General features: G+C 50.0%; 19 protein-coding genes, 1 tRNA gene and 1 riboswitch. Of the genes, 6 read left to right on the forward strand and 14 right to left on the reverse strand.

Annotated elements, in window-relative coordinates:
• Positions 1–22 precede the first annotated feature (22 nt).
• Complete coding sequence (gene helD / locus OGV71_RS23090; RefSeq protein ID WP_204583782.1) at positions 23–2,077, forward strand: DNA helicase IV; 2,055 nt, start codon at positions 23–25, stop codon at positions 2,075–2,077.
• Positions 2,078–2,109: 32 nt separating this feature from the next.
• Here helD and mgsA read toward each other — a convergent pair whose 3' ends face one another.
• Together mgsA and csgI are read right to left on the reverse strand one after the other, a co-directional pair.
• Positions 2,110–2,568, reverse strand: coding sequence for a methylglyoxal synthase (gene mgsA / locus OGV71_RS23095; RefSeq protein WP_003035897.1), 459 nt, complete (start codon positions 2,566–2,568; stop codon positions 2,110–2,112).
• A 93-nt stretch (positions 2,569–2,661) separates the two neighbouring features.
• The gene (gene csgI, locus OGV71_RS23100; RefSeq protein ID WP_016149882.1) at positions 2,662–3,324 is read right to left on the reverse strand and encodes a curli synthesis inhibitor; all 663 of its coding nucleotides are present in this window, start codon (positions 3,322–3,324) and stop codon (positions 2,662–2,664) included.
• Positions 3,325–3,496: 172 nt separating this feature from the next.
• Between csgI and OGV71_RS23105 the strand changes: the two genes are divergently transcribed.
• Positions 3,497–3,910, forward strand: coding sequence for a CoA-binding protein (locus OGV71_RS23105; protein ID WP_003035903.1), 414 nt, complete (start codon positions 3,497–3,499; stop codon positions 3,908–3,910).
• Between the two features lie 61 nt (positions 3,911–3,971).
• Here the strand turns inward: OGV71_RS23105 and hspQ are convergent, their stop codons facing one another.
• Together hspQ and rlmI are read right to left on the reverse strand one after the other, a co-directional pair.
• Positions 3,972–4,289, reverse strand: coding sequence for a heat shock protein HspQ (hspQ, locus tag OGV71_RS23110; RefSeq protein WP_003035905.1), 318 nt, complete (start codon positions 4,287–4,289; stop codon positions 3,972–3,974).
• A 57-nt stretch (positions 4,290–4,346) separates the two neighbouring features.
• Positions 4,347–5,537, reverse strand: coding sequence for a 23S rRNA (cytosine(1962)-C(5))-methyltransferase RlmI (gene rlmI / locus OGV71_RS23115; protein WP_032936284.1), 1,191 nt, complete (start codon positions 5,535–5,537; stop codon positions 4,347–4,349).
• Positions 5,538–5,631: 94 nt separating this feature from the next.
• On the opposite strand from rlmI, the gene yccX reads away from it, so the two are divergent.
• Positions 5,632–5,913, forward strand: a complete 282-nt coding sequence (gene yccX, locus OGV71_RS23120) for an acylphosphatase (RefSeq protein ID WP_003836833.1) — start codon at positions 5,632–5,634, stop codon at positions 5,911–5,913.
• Here the strand turns inward: yccX and tusE are convergent.
• On the reverse strand, positions 5,910–6,239 hold the full coding sequence (tusE, locus tag OGV71_RS23125) for a sulfurtransferase TusE (RefSeq protein ID WP_003035914.1): 330 nt from the start codon (positions 6,237–6,239) through the stop codon (positions 5,910–5,912). The two genes, yccX and tusE, sit on opposite strands and share 4 nt — an antisense overlap.
• A gap of 88 nt (positions 6,240–6,327) precedes the next feature.
• Positions 6,328–6,987, reverse strand: a complete 660-nt coding sequence (gene yccA / locus OGV71_RS23130; protein WP_003035917.1) for an FtsH protease modulator YccA — start codon at positions 6,985–6,987, stop codon at positions 6,328–6,330.
• 270 nt (positions 6,988–7,257) lie between these two features.
• On the opposite strand from yccA, the gene OGV71_RS23135 reads away from it, so the two are divergent.
• Complete coding sequence (locus tag OGV71_RS23135; RefSeq protein WP_204583780.1) at positions 7,258–8,886, forward strand: ABC transporter substrate-binding protein; 1,629 nt, start codon at positions 7,258–7,260, stop codon at positions 8,884–8,886.
• A gap of 142 nt (positions 8,887–9,028) precedes the next feature.
• A tRNA-Ser gene (locus OGV71_RS23140) sits at positions 9,029–9,116 on the forward strand.
• Between the two features lie 154 nt (positions 9,117–9,270).
• Here OGV71_RS23140 and OGV71_RS23145 read toward each other — a convergent pair.
• The 8 genes from OGV71_RS23145 to OGV71_RS23180 all read right to left on the reverse strand — a co-directional run bounded on the left by OGV71_RS23145 (position 9,271) and on the right by OGV71_RS23180 (position 16,464).
• Positions 9,271–10,074 (reverse strand): cytochrome c1, encoded by an 804-nt coding sequence (locus OGV71_RS23145; protein WP_044700752.1) that lies wholly within the window; start codon positions 10,072–10,074, stop codon positions 9,271–9,273.
• Positions 10,075–10,076: 2 nt separating this feature from the next.
• A complete protein-coding gene (locus tag OGV71_RS23150) occupies positions 10,077–11,237 on the reverse strand; it encodes a cytochrome b (RefSeq protein ID WP_071697315.1) in 1,161 nt (386 codons plus the stop codon).
• Between the two features lies 1 nt (position 11,238).
• Entirely contained in the window at positions 11,239–11,790 is a 552-nt protein-coding gene (gene petA / locus OGV71_RS23155) for a ubiquinol-cytochrome c reductase iron-sulfur subunit (RefSeq protein ID WP_204583778.1), read from the reverse strand.
• Between the two features lie 27 nt (positions 11,791–11,817).
• On the reverse strand, positions 11,818–12,258 hold the full coding sequence (locus OGV71_RS23160) for a pseudoazurin (RefSeq protein ID WP_003035925.1): 441 nt from the start codon (positions 12,256–12,258) through the stop codon (positions 11,818–11,820).
• 10 nt (positions 12,259–12,268) lie between these two features.
• On the reverse strand, positions 12,269–13,084 hold the full coding sequence (locus tag OGV71_RS23165) for an ABC transporter ATP-binding protein (protein ID WP_204583776.1): 816 nt from the start codon (positions 13,082–13,084) through the stop codon (positions 12,269–12,271).
• The gene (locus OGV71_RS23170) at positions 13,081–14,148 is read right to left on the reverse strand and encodes a FecCD family ABC transporter permease (RefSeq protein WP_016149890.1); all 1,068 of its coding nucleotides are present in this window, start codon (positions 14,146–14,148) and stop codon (positions 13,081–13,083) included. Before OGV71_RS23170 ends, OGV71_RS23165 begins: the two co-directional genes overlap by 4 nt.
• Before the next feature lie 66 nt (positions 14,149–14,214).
• Entirely contained in the window at positions 14,215–15,267 is a 1,053-nt protein-coding gene (locus tag OGV71_RS23175) for an ABC transporter substrate-binding protein (protein ID WP_003035934.1), read from the reverse strand.
• Between the two features lie 221 nt (positions 15,268–15,488).
• A riboswitch (cobalamin riboswitch) is annotated at positions 15,489–15,712 on the reverse strand.
• Between the two features lie 242 nt (positions 15,713–15,954).
• Positions 15,955–16,464 carry a GNAT family N-acetyltransferase gene (locus OGV71_RS23180; RefSeq protein ID WP_204583774.1) on the reverse strand — a complete coding sequence of 170 codons (510 nt, stop codon included), beginning with the start codon at positions 16,462–16,464 and terminating at the stop codon, positions 15,955–15,957.
• A 317-nt stretch (positions 16,465–16,781) separates the two neighbouring features.
• Between OGV71_RS23180 and deoD the strand changes: the two genes are divergently transcribed.
• Positions 16,782–17,489, forward strand: coding sequence for a purine-nucleoside phosphorylase (deoD, locus tag OGV71_RS23185; protein ID WP_003035940.1), 708 nt, complete (start codon positions 16,782–16,784; stop codon positions 17,487–17,489).
• The last annotated feature ends 31 nt before the right edge of the window (positions 17,490–17,520 follow it).

The raw sequence follows: 17,520 nt of genomic DNA on the forward strand, positions 1-17,520 counted from the left end.
CGTGTGGATCCGCTTGAGTCTTATGGAACTGAAAGCTACTTCTCTTGGAAAACGTCTGGCACAACACCCTTACGATCGGGCCGTTATTCTCAATGCCGGGATTAAAGTTTCCGGCGATCGTCACGAGTATCTTATTCCCTTCAATCAGTTACTGGCTATTCATTGCAAACGTGGTCTGGTGTGGGGCGAGCTGGAGTTTGTACTCCCGGATGAGAAGGTGGTCCGTCTTCACGGTACAGAGTGGGCGGAAACCCAGCGCTTCCATCATCATTTGAATGCACTCTGGCAACAGTGGAGCCAGGAAATGAGTGACGTTGCTGCGGGGGTTTTACAGCAGCAGTTGGATGCGATAGCGGCGCGTACTAGTGAAAGTAAATGGCTGACACGCGAACAAACATCAGGGCTGCAGCAGCAGATTCGCCGTGCCTTTGCTGCTTTACCGCTCCCGGTTAATCGGCTGGAAGAATTTGAAAATTGCCGGGAGGCGTTACGTCAATGCCAGGCGTGGTTGAAGGACATTGAAGCCTGCCGCTTACAGCACAATCAGGCGTACACCGAGGCAATGCTGGAAGAGTATGCTGAGTTTTTCCAGCATATTGAATCTTCGCCGTTGAATCCGGCTCAGGCGCGCGCGGTAGTGAACGGTGAGCAATCCTTATTGGTTCTTGCGGGGGCCGGAAGCGGCAAAACATCCGTATTGGTCGCCCGTGCGGGCTGGCTGCTTGCTCGAGGAGAGGCGGCGGCTGAACAGATCCTGTTGCTGGCGTTTGGACGCAAAGCAGCCCAGGAGATGGATGACCGCATTCGTGAGCGTCTGCATACGGACGAGGTCACTGCGCGGACGTTCCATTCACTGGCGTTGTACATTATTTCGCAAGGTAGCAAAAAAGTTCCAACAGTGAGCAAGCTGGAAAATGATGCCGCCGCTCGCAACAAACTATTTATAACGACCTGGCGTCAGCAGTGCAGTGAGAAAAAGGCTCAGGCTAAAGGCTGGCGACAATGGTTAGAAGAAGAAATGCAGTGGTCTGTACCCGAAGGTAACTTCTGGGATGACGAAAAATTACAGCGCCGTCTGGCCTCCCGGTTGGATCGCTGGGTTAGTTTGATGCGGATGCATGGTGGAGCACAGGCGGAGATGATTGCTAATGCTCCGGAGGAGATCCGCGATCTGTTCAGTAAACGCATAAAGCTAATGGCGCCGCTGCTCAAGGCCTGGAAGAGTGCCCTGAAGGATGAGAATGCCGTCGATTTCTCCGGGTTGATCCATCAGGCTATTGTCATTCTGGAGAAGGGGCGGTTTATCAGTCCGTGGAAACATATTCTGGTCGATGAATTTCAGGATATTTCCCCTCAGCGCGCCGCCCTGTTAGCCGCCTTGCGAAAGCAAAACTCGCAGACCACGCTGTTTGCCGTGGGAGATGACTGGCAGGCCATTTACCGGTTCAGCGGAGCACAGCTTTCTCTGACGACCGCATTCCAGCAAAATTTTGGTGAGGGCGATAGCTGTAATCTGGATACGACTTACCGTTTTAATAGCCGGATTGGCGAAGTCGCAAACCAGTTTATCCAGCAAAACCCACATCAGCTCACGAAACCGCTGAACAGCCTGACGACCGGTGATAAAAAAGCTGTCACGTTGCTCGATGAAAGTCAGTTAGATCTGTTGCTGGATAAGTTGTCGGGTTTTGTGAAAGCTGAAGAGAGAATTCTGGTGCTGGCGCGGTACCATCATCTGAAGCCAGCCAGCCTGGACAAAGCGGCCACCCGCTGGCCCAAGCTGCAGTTGGATTTTATGACTATTCATGCCAGCAAAGGGCAGCAGGCGGATTACGTCATTGTTATGGGGCTTCATGACGGGAATGACGGTTTTCCGGCTCCGGCTCGTGAGTCGATTATGGAAGAGGCGTTACTCCCGGCTGTTGAAGATTTTCCTGATGCTGAAGAGCGGCGGTTGCTGTATGTGGCGCTAACGCGTGCACGACATCGGGTATGGCTACTGTTTAGTAAAGACGCGCCATCATGTTTTGTTGATGAGCTTAAGCAATTAGACGTTCCGGTGACCCGGAAACCCTGAAAAGCAGGCGGCAGTTGCCGCCTGCTTAGCGTTTATTTGAGGCGTTCTGCAAGATAACGGGCGTAATCCGGGATCAAGATATCCGTTGCGTCGTTGAAGTTTGGCGACTGGATAATAAAATCAGCCGTTGACACGTTGGTGGCGACCGGAATGTTCCAGACTGTGGCCAGGCGTAGCAGGGCTTTGACATCAGGATCGTGGGGAACGGCGTTGAGCGGATCCCAGAAGAAGATCAGCACATCAATTTTCCCTTCTGAAATTAGCGCACCCACCTGCTGGTCACCCCCCATCGGGCCGCTCAGCATGGCGTTGACGTCCATTCCTGTCGCGCGTTGAATTAGATTTCCTGTTGTTCCTGTAGCATACAGGACGTGTTTTTCCAGTAATGGCTGGTGGCGTTCAACCCAGCTCATCAACATCTTTTTGCAGTGATCGTGTGCGACCAACGCAATATGTTTCTGCGCTGGTAATGTGCGAGTCGTTAATTCCATAGTACAGCTCCCAAGTTAACCTTGTTACAGAGTACTGGAAGCACTTGACGCTGCAAGAGAAAGACAAAAAAAATGCGTATGCGAACATAAATGTCACGATGGGGGCTGTTTCTCAGCCCATTGTAAGAAGTTACTTCGCGTTTGTGCGTCAGCCTGTTGAAACCAATATTTTAAGCGCTGCTCGGTCAGCGTTTGCGACTGAGGCGGCACGCGATCCAGTTCAGATACCCCGGAAAGCAGCGAACTGTCATCGGCCATCATCGTGGCAAATTGCGGTAAAGACGCATGCTTAGCCGCTTTGTTATAGCGCTCTGTTTCCATTTCATAATCTACGATTTTTGCGGTGGATGTGATTGACAGAATATCCAGCTTAACCGGTATAGGCATGGAATCCCCATCCAGCAGTTCTACGCGTGGGGCATCATCAAAATGCGTTGCATCTCGCTCGTTGCTCAGACGTGGCAGATGAAAATTAACCTGACTGACGAGTTGGGTATCAAAGCTGATGACCAGCGGGGGCGAAATATACAGACGTTCTTCGTGGCTGGACAGGCGAATGGTTTTTTCTACGCGAAACACGAGCTGGTGCCGACCATTTTCCAGCTCAATACTGTCGGCACCACGCAGTAATGAGCTGGAGACTTTTTTTCCGTCCAGCACCAGAAGGTCAATATCATTAGACAGACGTAGAGAGGTAGCAAAAACGGTTACCGGCAAACACAGAGCAATTAAGGCTGTCACAATGCCGGCTTTCATAGGTTTCTCCTGTCCAGAAAAAATCTGTATAAGATGTATCTAAATTTTTCGATAATCATGTTTACTAACATATAGACATATTTTTGAGTTTAGCTCTCATGCGCCAGTATGGGATGAATGGTCGCAAAGTCCGGTTTGTCGTACACTTTGCTAAACAGCCTGGAGGAAAACGATGAAAGAGACCGATATTGCTGGCATTTTGACAACGACCCGCACGATTGCACTGGTGGGAGCAAGCGATAAACCCGATCGCCCAAGCTATCGGGTTATGAAATATTTACTCGATCAGGGCTATCACGTTATTCCTGTTTCACCGAAAGTTGCCGGAAAAACACTGCTGGGGCAGCAGGGCTATGCGACGCTGGCAGATGTACCAGAGAAAGTGGATATGGTAGATGTCTTCCGTAATTCCGAAGCGGCGTGGGGTGTTGCTCAGGAGGCAATTGCCATCGGCGCGAAGACCCTATGGATGCAGCTCGGCGTGATTAACGAGCAGGCAGCCGTACTGGCTCGTGATGCAGGGTTGACGGTGGTAATGGATCGTTGCCCGGCGATTGAGATCCCGCGGCTGGGACTGGCGAAGTAAGGTTGATCTGTAGCCGAACAAAACGCACAGACCCGATTAGCTAATCGGGTCTGTGTTTGCATCAATTGCGCAGGCGCGGGGCCTGAAGCTGTTTTCGAATTGTTCGCGCCAGTTCATCCATCGACGGTTGCTCCGGATGTTCTTCCTGTAGCTCGCTACTCAGTTGTGCTTCGGCCAGATACGTATGTACTGGCAGACCATTATCGTCTTCCATCACCACGTGATACCAGGGAGCGGCGCGAAGTTCGTCGTTAACCGCCAACTCATCGGCTGACGGTTGATCAAGCGAATATTCCGGGTCGATATCCACGACCACTCCGAGGTAACCTAACAGGGAATGGCGGACCTGCTGGCCGATACCGAATTTGCTGGCAATCATAGTCACCTCCCGGGAAATAGATACCCTCTATGTAAGGGTAATATTCCACTTTTCAAGTTACATGATGCGACAGGCAAACCCTTTCAGATACAGCCCTTCCGGGTAGGTAGCGATCACCGGGTGATCGGCGGCCTGACGGAACTGCTCTATAAATTGTACATCACGACCAGCATCTATTGCGGCATCAGCGATGATTTTCTGAAATAAATCGGTGGTCATAAGCCCAGAGCAGGAGAAAGTCAGCAGTACGCCGCCCGGATTGAGCAACTGAATAGCCAGCATATTGATGTCCTTATAGCCGCGGCAGGCACCCATCAACTGGCTTTTGTTTTCGACAAATTTCGGCGGATCCATCACGATGACGTCGAATTTCTCACCACGATCGCGATAAGCTCGCAGAAGTTTGAACACATCATCACGCACGAACTCAGCTTTGCTCAGATCCAGCTTGTTCAGTTCCACGTTCTGGCGGGCAATATCGAGCGCTTCCTGAGAGGTGTCAACGCTGACGACCTGACGGCATCCACCCATTAATGCTGAAACCGCAAATCCACCGGTATAAGAGAAACAGTTCAGCACACGCTGATTTTCCACATAACGACGCGTGGCCAGGCGGCTATCGCGTTGATCGAGGTAATAGCCGGTTTTGTGACCATGCTGAATATCAACCAGTAGCTTCATGCCGTGCTCTTCAATTGGCAGCAGTGCTGGCGGAAGCTCGCCCGTTACTGGCCCTTGAGTCAGCTCCATACCTTCTTTTTTTCGCACCGCTACGTCGCTACGGTCATAAATGGCGCAGTCCGGGAAAACAATTTGCAGAGCGCTAATCAGCGCGGCGCGTTGGTATTCAGCCCCCGCACTGAGCAACTGCAACACCAGGAAGTTGCCGAAGCGGTCAATGGTGACACCCGGCAGACCATCGGATTCGCCGGCGATCAGACGGTAGCTGTCCAGACCGTCTTTTTTCGCCAGCCAGTCACGCCATGTCTGCGCCTGCTGCAGACGACGGGTGAAGAAATCAATATCGATGGACTCAGACTTGTCAAATGTCCAGACGCGTGCACGGATCTGCGACGCGGGTGAGTACGCGCCGCGTGCTAACCATTTACCCTGATGGTCAACAATATCGATGGTTTCACCGAGGTTGGCTTTACCTTCCATACGTGCGACAGCACCGGAAAATACCCACGGATGGCGGCGCAGTAATGATTTTTCGCGCCCTTTGGCTAACACTAAACGTACACTCATAATTTACTATTCTGTCAATTCAAATAAATGGGCGCCATTGTCCTGAGTTTTACGCATATTTGCAACGCGCGCTGTGATGATAAGGAGAACCGCAATGTCGAAAGTCTGCATAATCGCCTGGGTCTATGGCCGGGTTCAGGGGGTAGGATTTCGCTACACCACCCAGCATGAAGCACAACGGCTGGGATTGACCGGATACGCGAAGAATATGGATGACGGCAGCGTAGAGGTTGTCGCCTGCGGTGAAGGTGACCGGGTGGAACAACTGATGAAGTGGTTGAAAGCCGGGGGGCCGCGAAGCGCCAGGGTAGACAGAGTTCTCAGCGAACCCCATCGTCCTGGCGACGAGCTAAAGGGATTTAGTATCCGTTATTAAATACATTTCACCGGTTTCGGCAGGCCGGCAATTTTAGTCGCCTGCTTGGCGGGTCCTTTCGGGAACAGGCGGTAGAGATAACGGCTGTTGCCTTTTTCTTCGCCAAACTTGTTGGCCATCGCTTTTACCAGCATGCGAATAGCGGGGGAGGTATTAAATTCCAGATAAAAATCGCGGACAAAACGCACCACTTCCCAGTGTTCTGCGGAGAGCGTAATGCCTTCGTTTTCGGCGATTTTCTCCGCCAGCGGCTCGCTCCACAGCGTGGTATCTTTCAGATAGCCTTCGCTATCGGTACTGATTTCTTTACCTTCAAAGATCAACATAATTCGTCACTACGTTAGTCAAACTGGCGGCAGTTTACCAAAAAAGAAAGCCCCGCATAAGCGGGGCTGGATAGTGCGAGTTGACAACTTAGTCGCGGCTGGCGAAGCCCAGAATGCTCAGCAGGCTGACGAAGATGTTGTACAGCGAAACATACAGGCTGACCGTTGCACGGATGTAGTTGGTTTCACCACCACGGATGATATTGCTGGTTTCAAACAGGATAGCGCCTGAAGAAATCAGAATAAACACCGCACTGATGGCCAGATGCAGAGCTGGCAGTTGCAGGAAGATATTCGCAACCATACCAATCAGCACCACCACGATACCTGCCATCAGCATACCGCCGAGGAAGGACATGTCTTTACGGGTGGTCAGCACATAGGCAGAACAGCTAAAGAAGACCAGAGCAGTGCCGCCCAGCGCCATACCGATAACATCACCCATGCCTGCAGACAGGTAGGTGTTCAGAATCGGTCCCAGAATGTAGCCCAGGAAGCCGGTGAATGCGAAAGCAGACAGAATTCCGACCGGCTTATCCGCAGTTTTATATGTCAGGAACATCAGACCATACATACCCACCAGCGTCAGGATTAGACCCGGGGATGGCAGCATCAGCACGGTGCTTGCCGTTGCGGTGATGGCAGAAAACGCCAGCGTCAGGCTGAGCAGAAAATAGGTATTGCGCAGCACTTTATGCGTGCTGAGTAGCGATGTACGGTCGCGCGAAGAACTAATAATACGATCCATGAGTCACTCTCTTATGACAGATGTAATTAATGATGGAGGATAATGAAATCAAGGGGAATGACACAGCGGTTTTACCCATCTTTACGCATTTTAACCCGCCAGACTTAAGCATATTATTTCAGCAAAAGTGCCTAAATTAGATGTTACCACTTATTGTTTGAAAATGTCAGATCGACATCTTATAGGTCACTGAAAAATATTGCGTTATTCCTGAATCTCTCTGACAGTGAAAGCGGTGTCTACATAAAACAGAACAATAAGGTGCAGGGAATGACTCAACACAAATCGAAGGTATTTACGTTTACGCTGTTGGCCGCCTGTATGATATCAATAAACGGCGCGGTATGGGCAGCTCATGTTCCCGCAGGAACAGCATTGGCTGAAAAGCAGGAACTGGTGAGAAATAACGGCAGTGAGCCGGCATCGCTGGATCCGCATAAAGTCGAAAGCAACGTTGAGTTTAATTTAATCAGCGATATGTTCGACGGTCTGGTTGCTGTTAATCAGGATGGGTCTATCGAGCCCCGCCTTGCGGCATCCTGGGAGAATAAAGACAATACTATCTGGATCTTTCATTTACGTCCGGGCATTACCTGGTCTGATGGCTCTGCGATTACCGCACAGGATGTTGTCTGGAGCTGGCAGCGTCTGGTCTCGCCGCAAACGGCTTCACCTTATGCTTCGTATCTGGGCAATATGCATGTTGCGAACGCGGTTGATATTGCCCAAGGGAATAAAGATCCCGCTACACTAGGGGTCAAAGCCCTGGATGATACCACGCTGGAAATTACCCTGACGCAACCGACGGCGGCGTTTCTGGCGATGCTGGCGCATCCATCGCTGGTGCCGCTGGATAAAGTTCTGATTGGGCGTTTTGGCGACAAGTGGACCCGACCAGAACATTTTGTCAGCAGTGGGCCGTACAAACTATCGCAATGGGTGGTCAATGAGCGCATCGTTGCCGAGCGTAACCCACATTACTGGGACGATCGGCATACGGTTATTAATAAAGTTACTTATTTGCCCATCAGCTCAGAGTCGGCTGACGTAAACCGCTATAAGGCCGGTGAAATCGACATTGTTTATAGCGTACCGGTCAATCAGTTCGCCCAACTGAAAAAAACGATGGGCGATGAACTGCATGTCTCTCCCCAGCTTTCAACGTATTACTATCAGTTCAATACAACCCGCGCGCCGTTTAATGATCCGCGCGTGCGCCGGGCGCTGAATATGGCGTTGGATAAAGACATCATTGCGCAAAAGGTGATGGGGCAGGGGCAGCGAGCAGCGTGGGTTATCAGCCAGCCGGAAATAGGTGGGGTGAAACTGCATGCACCGGAGTATGCGTCATGGCCGCTCGAAAAACGTATTGCTGAAGCCAAAAAACTGCTTGCTGAAGCCGGTTTTGGTCCTGAGCATCCGCTTAGCTTGAATTTGCTCTACAACACCTTCGAAACGCACCAGCGTATTGCGATTGCCGCATCGTCGATGTGGAAGAAAAACCTTGGCGTCGAGGCGAAGCTGCAAAACCAGGAATGGAAAACCATGCTGGACACTATGCACACCGGTAATTTTGACGTCGTGCGCTATGCGTGGATAGCCGATTATGATGATGCTTCAAGTTTCCTCAATATTTTCCGTACCGGTGATAGCGAGAATACTACCAAGTACAGCAATCCCGCCTTTGATGAAGCGATGCGTAATGCGGCGAAAGCAAATTCACTGGAAGAACGAGGCAAATACTATCAGCAGGCTGAAGATCTTTTAGGTGATGATGTCCCTGCGATTCCGGTTTACCACTATGTCCGCACGCATCTGGTGAAGCCGTGGGTGGGGGGATTTGCGCCGGATAACCGGGGCAATTACTACACCAAAGATATGTACATCAAAAAACATTAAGCGTTGTAGCCGGTATTTGTGCTGATTAAATGGTCAATCTGTTGTTATTTCAGTCGATTAACAACATTTTGGCTGTTTTTCAGGCAAACGAACACATTGGTGCTTTACAGGTCCGTTCGGGATGTTTATAGTGCGCCTCATTGGAAGCGTGGCCGAGCGGTTGAAGGCACCGGTCTTGAAAACCGGCGACCCGAAAGGGTTCTAGAGTTCGAATCTCTACGCTTCCGCCAAACATAAACCCCAAGCTATCAAATAGCTTGGGGTTTTTTCGTTTTGCTCGGTTTATATTTTGTCTTTCTTTACTCGTCTTAGTCGCGCAAGAGCAACAGTGCTGCTGACCAGTTGAATGCTGGTGAACTGAGTAATCACCCCGCCTCGCAAAAGCTACATGAGCGAACGTCTCTTCATTCGTCGTAATATCCATAGCAGCCCCAGCATAATAGCCAGATAGCCCATAACGTAATTCCCTTGCTGTTTTCGTTCAGAGAGCGCCGGATCGGCTGCCCATGCCAGAAAGGCGGTAACATCCCTGGCGTATTGCTCCTCAGTTTCAGCTTTCTGCGACGCCGGACTCCATTGGATCTCTCCGCTATTCAGCGGTTTCGGCATGTTAATCACGCCGCCCGGAAAATAGCGGTTAGCCTTCAGTTCGGGATCGTCAGGCAGATAGCCGGTGAGTAGCGCGTAGACGTAATCAGCTCCCTGGTCCGTGTAGGGCAGAAAAGCATCTAACAGGAATTGCGGAAATCCACGATCGTATGAGCGGGCGCGGACGATATAGCTCAGGTCAACAGGTTCTGCGCCATTATTAAGGTATCGAGCTTCCCGCTCGTTTAAATATGGCGATATAAAGCTGTCATTTAGCGTCCCGTCCCGCTCACCCATCTGGCCGTCATCCTGAATCTCAGGAAACTGATAGCCGTTAGCGATACTTCTTGCTTCTTCTTCCGTGAGTTCCGGGCCGCCGGGTCTGGTCAAGGTTCGAAAGGTAAGGTGCTTCATGCCGTGACAAGCGCGACACTTCTCTTCATAAACCTGCAGACCACGCCGAAGCTGCTCTTTATCATACTGGCCATTGATGCCGCTGAAACTCCATTCCTGCCGTTCAGGCGTGGCTTCTTGCGCATAGGTGGAGCCCAGTCCCAACAGAGAAAAACACAGAACACTGAATTTCAATAGTCGTTTCATCATCAGTCCTGTTTTTCCAGAAAACGACGGCAAGGTAATACGATTAAAAACCAGGCAAACCAAATCAGCGTCGAAAGCTGGGACGCGGCACGTATCCAACCTTCTTCGTTACGAAAACCGTCAAGAAGGTCGGGGCCAACCAGCGCTTTCGATCCTAACCAGCCTAAAAAGCAGGCATTGATGACCCACAGCCAGAATCCGCATTTAACCAGTTTGCTGTAATGGCGAAAACGAGCTCGGGAGGTATCAAGCCAGGGAAGAAAATAGAAAATCAGTATTGAACCGCACATCGCGGCTAGTCCCACGAATTCATTCGGGAAGCAACGCAAGATGGAAAAGAAGGGAAGGAAATACCATTCTGGCGCAACAATCGCCGGTGTAATCGTTGGGTCTGCGGGAATAAAGTTATCGGCGCTGCTCAGATAGTGCGGAGCAAAGAATAAAAACCAGGCGAAGAGCATCAAAAAAAGGGTGATTTTGATGGCATCGAGATCGGTAATTTTGTAATCGAACAACAGGCTCCTGGACTCTTTCTCGCTGAACCTCTTTTTCATCGCCTGGGCAAACGCTGACTGTACGGTTCGTATATGAAAAACCGTTGCCACGACAATCACAAAAGGAAGAATAAAGTGGATAACAAAAAAGCGGCCAAGCATCGGTGTTCCCGGCGTATGGCTACCGACTAAATATGCGTATAACGTATCACCCACTAGCGGAATGGCTTGGGCAAAGCGAGTAATGACCGTTGCCGCCCAGTAGCTTTTTTGCCCCCAGATAAGACTATAACCAAGAAATGCGGTTATCATCAGGAGGATATACAGCGTGACGCTAATCAACCACATTGTTGTCCAGGGCTTGCGGTACACGTTGTAGTACATACCGCGAAAAATATGCAGATAACAGGCAAAGAAAAAGAGCGATGCGCCAATAGCATGCATATTGCGTATCAGTTCTCCGTGGCGAACCGCACGCATAATATGAATAATGGAGTCAAATGCCAGCCCGGCTGTCGGCACGTAAAACATCGCCAGTACGATACCTGTCAGGATCTGCACGCCGAGCATAACCAGCAGGATTGCGCCGATAGCGAACAGCCAGAGTCCGGCAATCGAACGAGGAAAAGGAATTCGCCAGCGAAGCGAATAGACGCGCTCACTCATCATGTCAGGCTTCCTTAGTGCCGATACGCACGATCTGACCATCAGAATGAAAGGCGTAATCCGGGATTGCCAGGTTGGTCGTTGCGGGGCCGCGCGTCACGCGCCCGGAGGTATCAAATTCCGAGCCGTGGCACGGACAAATCCAGCCCAGCCCTCCCGGCTGGGCGTTGGGGACACATCCGGCATGTGGACAGTACCCTTGAACCACCAGCCATTGGGGATGAACCGCAGAGACCCTCTCGCTGTCAGACTGTGGGTCAATAAGCGTATGCAAGTCGGTATTTCTGGCGGCGACAATCTCTTCCTGCGTGCGGTGGTGAATAAGAATCAGCTTTCCCTGCCATATGCGCCTGATGGTTTGTCCAGCAGCAACACCCGCAAGAGAAACATCAATCGGTTCATTTTCCCCTAGCGTTTTCTCATCCGGGCTTAAGGCCGAAACCAGCGGCCACACGGCAGCCGCGACGCCCGCCGCGCCGACGAATTTCGTCAGTTTACACAGGCATTCCCGACGCTGTTCCTGGATTTCGCCATCTGCAAGTTTTTTATCTGCCACCTTGTATTTCTCCCAGAGTAATGCGGATTATTGTTTGTCGATACGCGCGTAAATTTCCTGAAAGCGCTTATCAGCAATACCCGGCGCTTTGAATGCCCGATAGCTATCCGGTAACGTGGTATCGCCAACCTTAATCATCATCACCATGCCCTGAGCGTAATGCGGTGAGCATTTGATGCCGTAAAATCCAGGGTTGTCATAAGTCACCTCGATCTCTTCATCTATTTTTCCCATGAAACCGGGATAGTCAGCTGGAGACAATTCAGCAATTGAAGCCGCGTTGTGGCTCTTATGCTTACGGATAAACTTCACCGTATCACCGGGTTGGATCTCCAGATAATCCGGCTCGTAGACCATCGGGCCCGCAGACCCACGATTCTTCATCAACACTTCGTGAGTTTGCGCGAAGGCTGAAGAGGCGAGGGCGAGTAAACACAAAACTTTCAGACTCTGTTTGAGGTATTTCATCGATTCTTCCTTAAAATTCATCAGGTCTTTGATAACGAATAAAACAGTTTTCACTACCCGCTTCATGTTCGACAACGGCGTCGATACCAAACCAGGCATGGAGATTTTCGTGGGTAAAAACGGTGCAAGGTTTACCCTGCATCGCCATATGTCCGGAGGTCATTACGATGATGCGATCGCAGAACATCGCGGCATGATTAAGGTCGTGCAGAGCAGCAATCACCGTGAGTTTTTCACGTTTAACCAGACTCAGCAGGCCAATCTGATGTTGAATGTCGAGATGGTTGGTGGGTTCATCCATCAGCAACAATTGCGGCTGCTGCGCCAGCGCCCGTGCGATATGCAGGCGCTGTTTTTCTCCCCCGGAAAAGGTATGCCAGCAGCGGTGCTGGAATTCACTGAGATCGACCTTCTCCAGCATCGTTTGTACGATATCGTCATCTTTGGCAGACCAGGGGGTGAGCAGGCTAAGCCAGGGGGTCCGTCCCAGAGAAACGGCTTGTAAAGCGGTAAGCCGCTCGCTGGTTTCAGCCTGTTGTTCGACCAGCGCCACCTGTTGCGCAAGATGACGCCGCGAATAGTGCTGGAGCGCTTTTTGCCGCAGAGTGATGTGCCCGGAAGTCGGCTTCAGCAAACCGGCCAGCAGTGAAATCAGTGACGTTTTGCCCGAGCCGTTGGGACCGATGATACCGACAAACTCGCCGGGAGTTACGCGAAGAGAAATATTATCAACAATCGTCTTACCCTTTACCTTCCAACGCAGATTGCAGGCTTCAATAACGGCTTGCGCAGAGGTAACAAGTGGTTGTACGAGGTTTACCGTCATTTGTTCTGGTTTCCTCTTATCAGAATGATTGAAAACGCAGGCGCGCCGACTAAAGCCGTGATCACCCCAATTGGCAGTACCTGACCGGGTAGTAACGTGCGGGAAATAACATCGGCGACAATGAGGAAAATGGCGCCGGTAAGCGCACTAACCGGCAGCAGTCGATGATGCTGGTTGCCGACCAGCAAACGAGCGGCATGAGGGATCACCAGACCGACAAAGCCGATCGCACCAACAATGGAGACCATAATCGCTGTCATACCGGTGACGGCAGCAATCAGTACTGCGCGGGTACGTTTGACCGGAATGCCCAACGATGCCGCGGATTCAGCGCCAAAGGAGAACGCATCAAGGTGGCGGACATAACAGAAGCACAGCGCAATACCGACCAGAGCGGTAGGAATAGCTAAGACAACATCGGGCCAGCGTACACCGCTCAAATTGCCTAACAACCAGAACATAATACCGCGCGCTTGCTCGGCGTTTGCTGAGCGGGTGATGATAAGCGACGTAATCGCATTGAACAGTTGCGAGCTGGCGATCCCGGCAAGAATGATTTGGGTTGTAATCCCGCCACCTTGTTTACCGCCAGCGGCCATCGCCAATAGCGCAACGAACAGAAATGCCGTCAGCGCACCAATGAACGCCCCTAAAGACATACTGATGATGCCAGCCCCCAGTCCCGTGAGCGCAATCAGCACCGCACCGGTAGATGCTCCGGCAGAAATCCCCAGTAGATAAGGTTCGGCGAGCGCATTGCGTAGCAACGACTGTAACACTACGCCGGAAACAGCCAGGCAGGCGCCGCAGCTGGCTGAGACCAGTGCTCGGGTCAGGCGGTAGTTCCAGACGATCCCGGCATCCAGTGCATCGACAGGATAGTGGGTATCGAAAAGATGATTTGCCAATGTGCTGAGTACGTGCCGCCAGGGGATAAACGTTTCGCCGATGGAAATCCCCGCCAGCAGTACGCAACACATCAGCGCACTGACCCAAACGGCATGACCACCGACTCTCACCGCAAGCTGACCAACAGCGCGACGCATCCTGCGAGAATCACTCATGATTATCTGCGTTCCTGAATAACGGAGATGCGCTATACCGTGCCGTGATATAGCGCAAATTGTAGATTAATGAGCAGCCTGCGGATGCGCTAAGCCATATTCAACCAGAGCGTCAGCCAGTTTTTCCACCCCATCAATAGTTCTGATCCCGGCATTCATTGTCTGTACGTCAATGGCCGGCAGATGGTTTTCTTTGACGGCAGGAATCAGTTTGGTGACAGGATCGGACTGGAGGTATTCCATCTTGATCTTCCAGTCATCTGCCGGGAAGCGTCGGCGGCTCATCTCACCGAGCACAATGACAGAAGGGTTAGCTTTAGCGATGGTTTCCCAGCCCACCGTTGGCCACTCTTCAGCAGAATCAATGACATTTTTCACACCCAACGTTTGGGCTATCCATGCTGCTGGGCCAAACTTCCCGGCAACGTAAGGATCGAGCTGTAAATCGGCGCTTGAGAACCAGAACACGGCGGAAACATTCTTATCCATGCCGGTAATTTTATTTTTTGCTGCTGATTCACGCGCTTTAAGGCTGGCAATCAGCGCTTCGCCTTTATCCTGAACATCAAAAATTTTTGCCAGATCGGCGACTTCCTGATACACCATGGCAATATCAAACATGCCCTTACGAACACCATCACCCCCATCTTCGTTATCCTTAGCACAGTCAGCTGGTGCAGTGTAAACGGGCACCTTCAGTTCACTAAACTGTTCGTATGAGGCAACTGTGCCAGCAGGGCCGATTTGCCACTCAAATTGGCTGGCAACCAGATCTGGTTTTTTAGCCACAATTCCTTCAAAGCTGGGAATATTTTGCGCAATAACGGCAACTTTTTCATTTGCTGCTTTGTAAGCATCCAGTACTGGGCCAAACCACAACGAAGTACCCACGACACGATCGGCCAGTCCCAATGAATAGAGAATCTCGGTACTGTTCTGACCCACCGTTGCCACACGCGTTGGTGCCTGATTAAAGGTAATATCGCGGCCACAGTTTTTAATCGTCAGAGGATATTCGGTTTTTGCCGCGTTAGAAAAACCGGAAGTCAACAGTACAGTGGTTCCAACAATAGCCAGAAGCGTTTTTTTAGAAGAGAAAAATGTAGAATTAGCGTGCATTATCATCGTCCCGTTGATGCCAGAATCTTAAAGTCTGGTCATGGCTCATTTCATTCCATATATCGGGAGGAGACATGAAGATAGATGACATTGAATCGTGAATTTTAAGAATGAAGATATGCAATAAATGCAAATAAGCCTTACTTAGCCAAAATCTTATTCATAAATACACTACTGCTTACGTCAAATAATTCATCCCATGGACCATCCCGTCCACTTAATGGTATACATCGTTGACAGCAGGTCTCCTGACTCACGGTAATCAGAATATCGGCCTTCCCATAAAGACGAGCTTTACAGTGACCTGTGGCTTATTAACCACACAAGGATATTCCGCATCCGCCTACAGTTGCGGGGGCAGTTATGGAATTGAATTGAATAATTCTCACCATATTCCTATTCATATACAAAAATGTAATGAAATGCTGTCAAAAGCGACTCTAACGGCAATTGTTAACGAGGTCAACCGTATGAATAAATAGGGAGAACCTCACACTTCTGGTGAAATTGTTATGTTTTACAGTTGGTTATGCTTAAATCCTTTATCTCGGATGTATACATGAAAATAACAATAAAAAGCTAAATGAGAATTGATTGATATTGATCAAGCTATAAACGCGGTTTTATTTTTTCAATTTAATCATATTGATCGTTATCAATAACGCAGTTAATTAGCGTTGGGTTAATTTAATAATGTGATCTCTGCATATGTACCAATTGCCATTCATCCTGCATATCCATAACGACGCTAAAATCTTTACGCAACCAAAAATGATACCCTCCAGGCAAGAAATGATGAGTATGAAGATATAAGGTTTTATATTTTTGCAGCTGGCAGAACATTTGAGCTAAAGCAAACAACCGGCTTCCGATTCCCTGTCTGCGGTAGCGCGCATCCACGTAGCAACGACAAATTTCTGCCGTTTCAGGCAAATTATAGTGCCCACGTAGCTCAGTGATACGATCATCATATTGACATACCGCAAGTGTAGCGATGAGCTCTTGTTTTTCACTCCATGCGCAAAGTAATAGATTTCTTTCTTGCAAAATATACTGCTGCTTGAGATCGAAGATATCTTCCTCGGCAGCAGGCATGACTCTCCCGGCATTGAAGAACAAATTAAGATGCTTAATAAGGAACGACTGAACAGCAGGTATATCGGCGTGAGTCATCTCACTAAACCTTAATCGGGTCATGGCAGGCATCCAAGCTTAGAATGGAATACGATAATAACAATAAGACCACTTTCAAAACAATATTGACGCTGCTATGGCTACTCGCGCCAACGCGGTAGTCACCAGCGATTTGGGGGCTAATCTGTTCTTTTATTGTTCTGGGTCTTGCTTTTCCTAACTGTTGCCGGGGCATAGTTTTCCTCTGCATCCTAAGCCTGCAACTCTAACTCTCAGAAATGAGAGGCCGATCCTTTGAGCAGGACTTTTGTCCTCAATCCTCTGCAAACGTCTGGTTACAATCCCTGCATATCTCCAATACCCATAATTCAGGAATTGTTATGACTGCACATATTAATGCTAAAGCGGGTGATTTTGCGCCAACTGTGATTATGCCGGGCGATCCGCTGCGCGCAAAATTTATTGCCGAAAATTATCTTATGGATTACCGCGAAGTTACCAACGTGCGTAATATGCTGGGCTATACCGGTCTTTATTTTGGTCAACCTGTTTCGGTGATGGGACACGGTATGGGTATTCCGTCTATGACGCTATACGCCCATGAGCTGGTACATGATTTTAATGTGAAGAGAATTATTCGCGTCGGTAGCCTGGGGGCAACACAACCGCATGTCAAAATGCGCGACATTATTCTGGCTCTCGCTGCCGGAACGGACTCTGTCACAAATTTAAAACGTAGCGCGGGCTACACGATGGCGACATCCGCTCACTTCCCATTACTACAACAGGCGTGGATGCTGGCGCAGAAGGCCGGAATCGACATTAAGGTCGGTAATGTTTTCAGTGGCGATCTTTATTACGATCCTGACGAAAACCTCATTCCTGCACTGGAAAAGTTTGGTGTACTGGGTGTGGATATGGAGGTGGCCGGCTTATACGCCTTAGCACACCAATTTAATATTGAAGCACTGGCTATTTTAACGGTGTCCGATCATTGCCTGACTGGCGAAGAAACCACGGCAGAGGAACGACAATTAACTTTTAAAAATATGATTGAGCTGGCGCTAAATACAGCCGTTACGGCTTAGCATTGGCTTTTAATTGAACCAATCAGGGATG

It is taken from the genome of Citrobacter sp. Cf088, from assembly GCF_030334295.1.
Classification (GTDB): Bacteria; Pseudomonadota; Gammaproteobacteria; order Enterobacterales; family Enterobacteriaceae; genus Citrobacter; species Citrobacter freundii.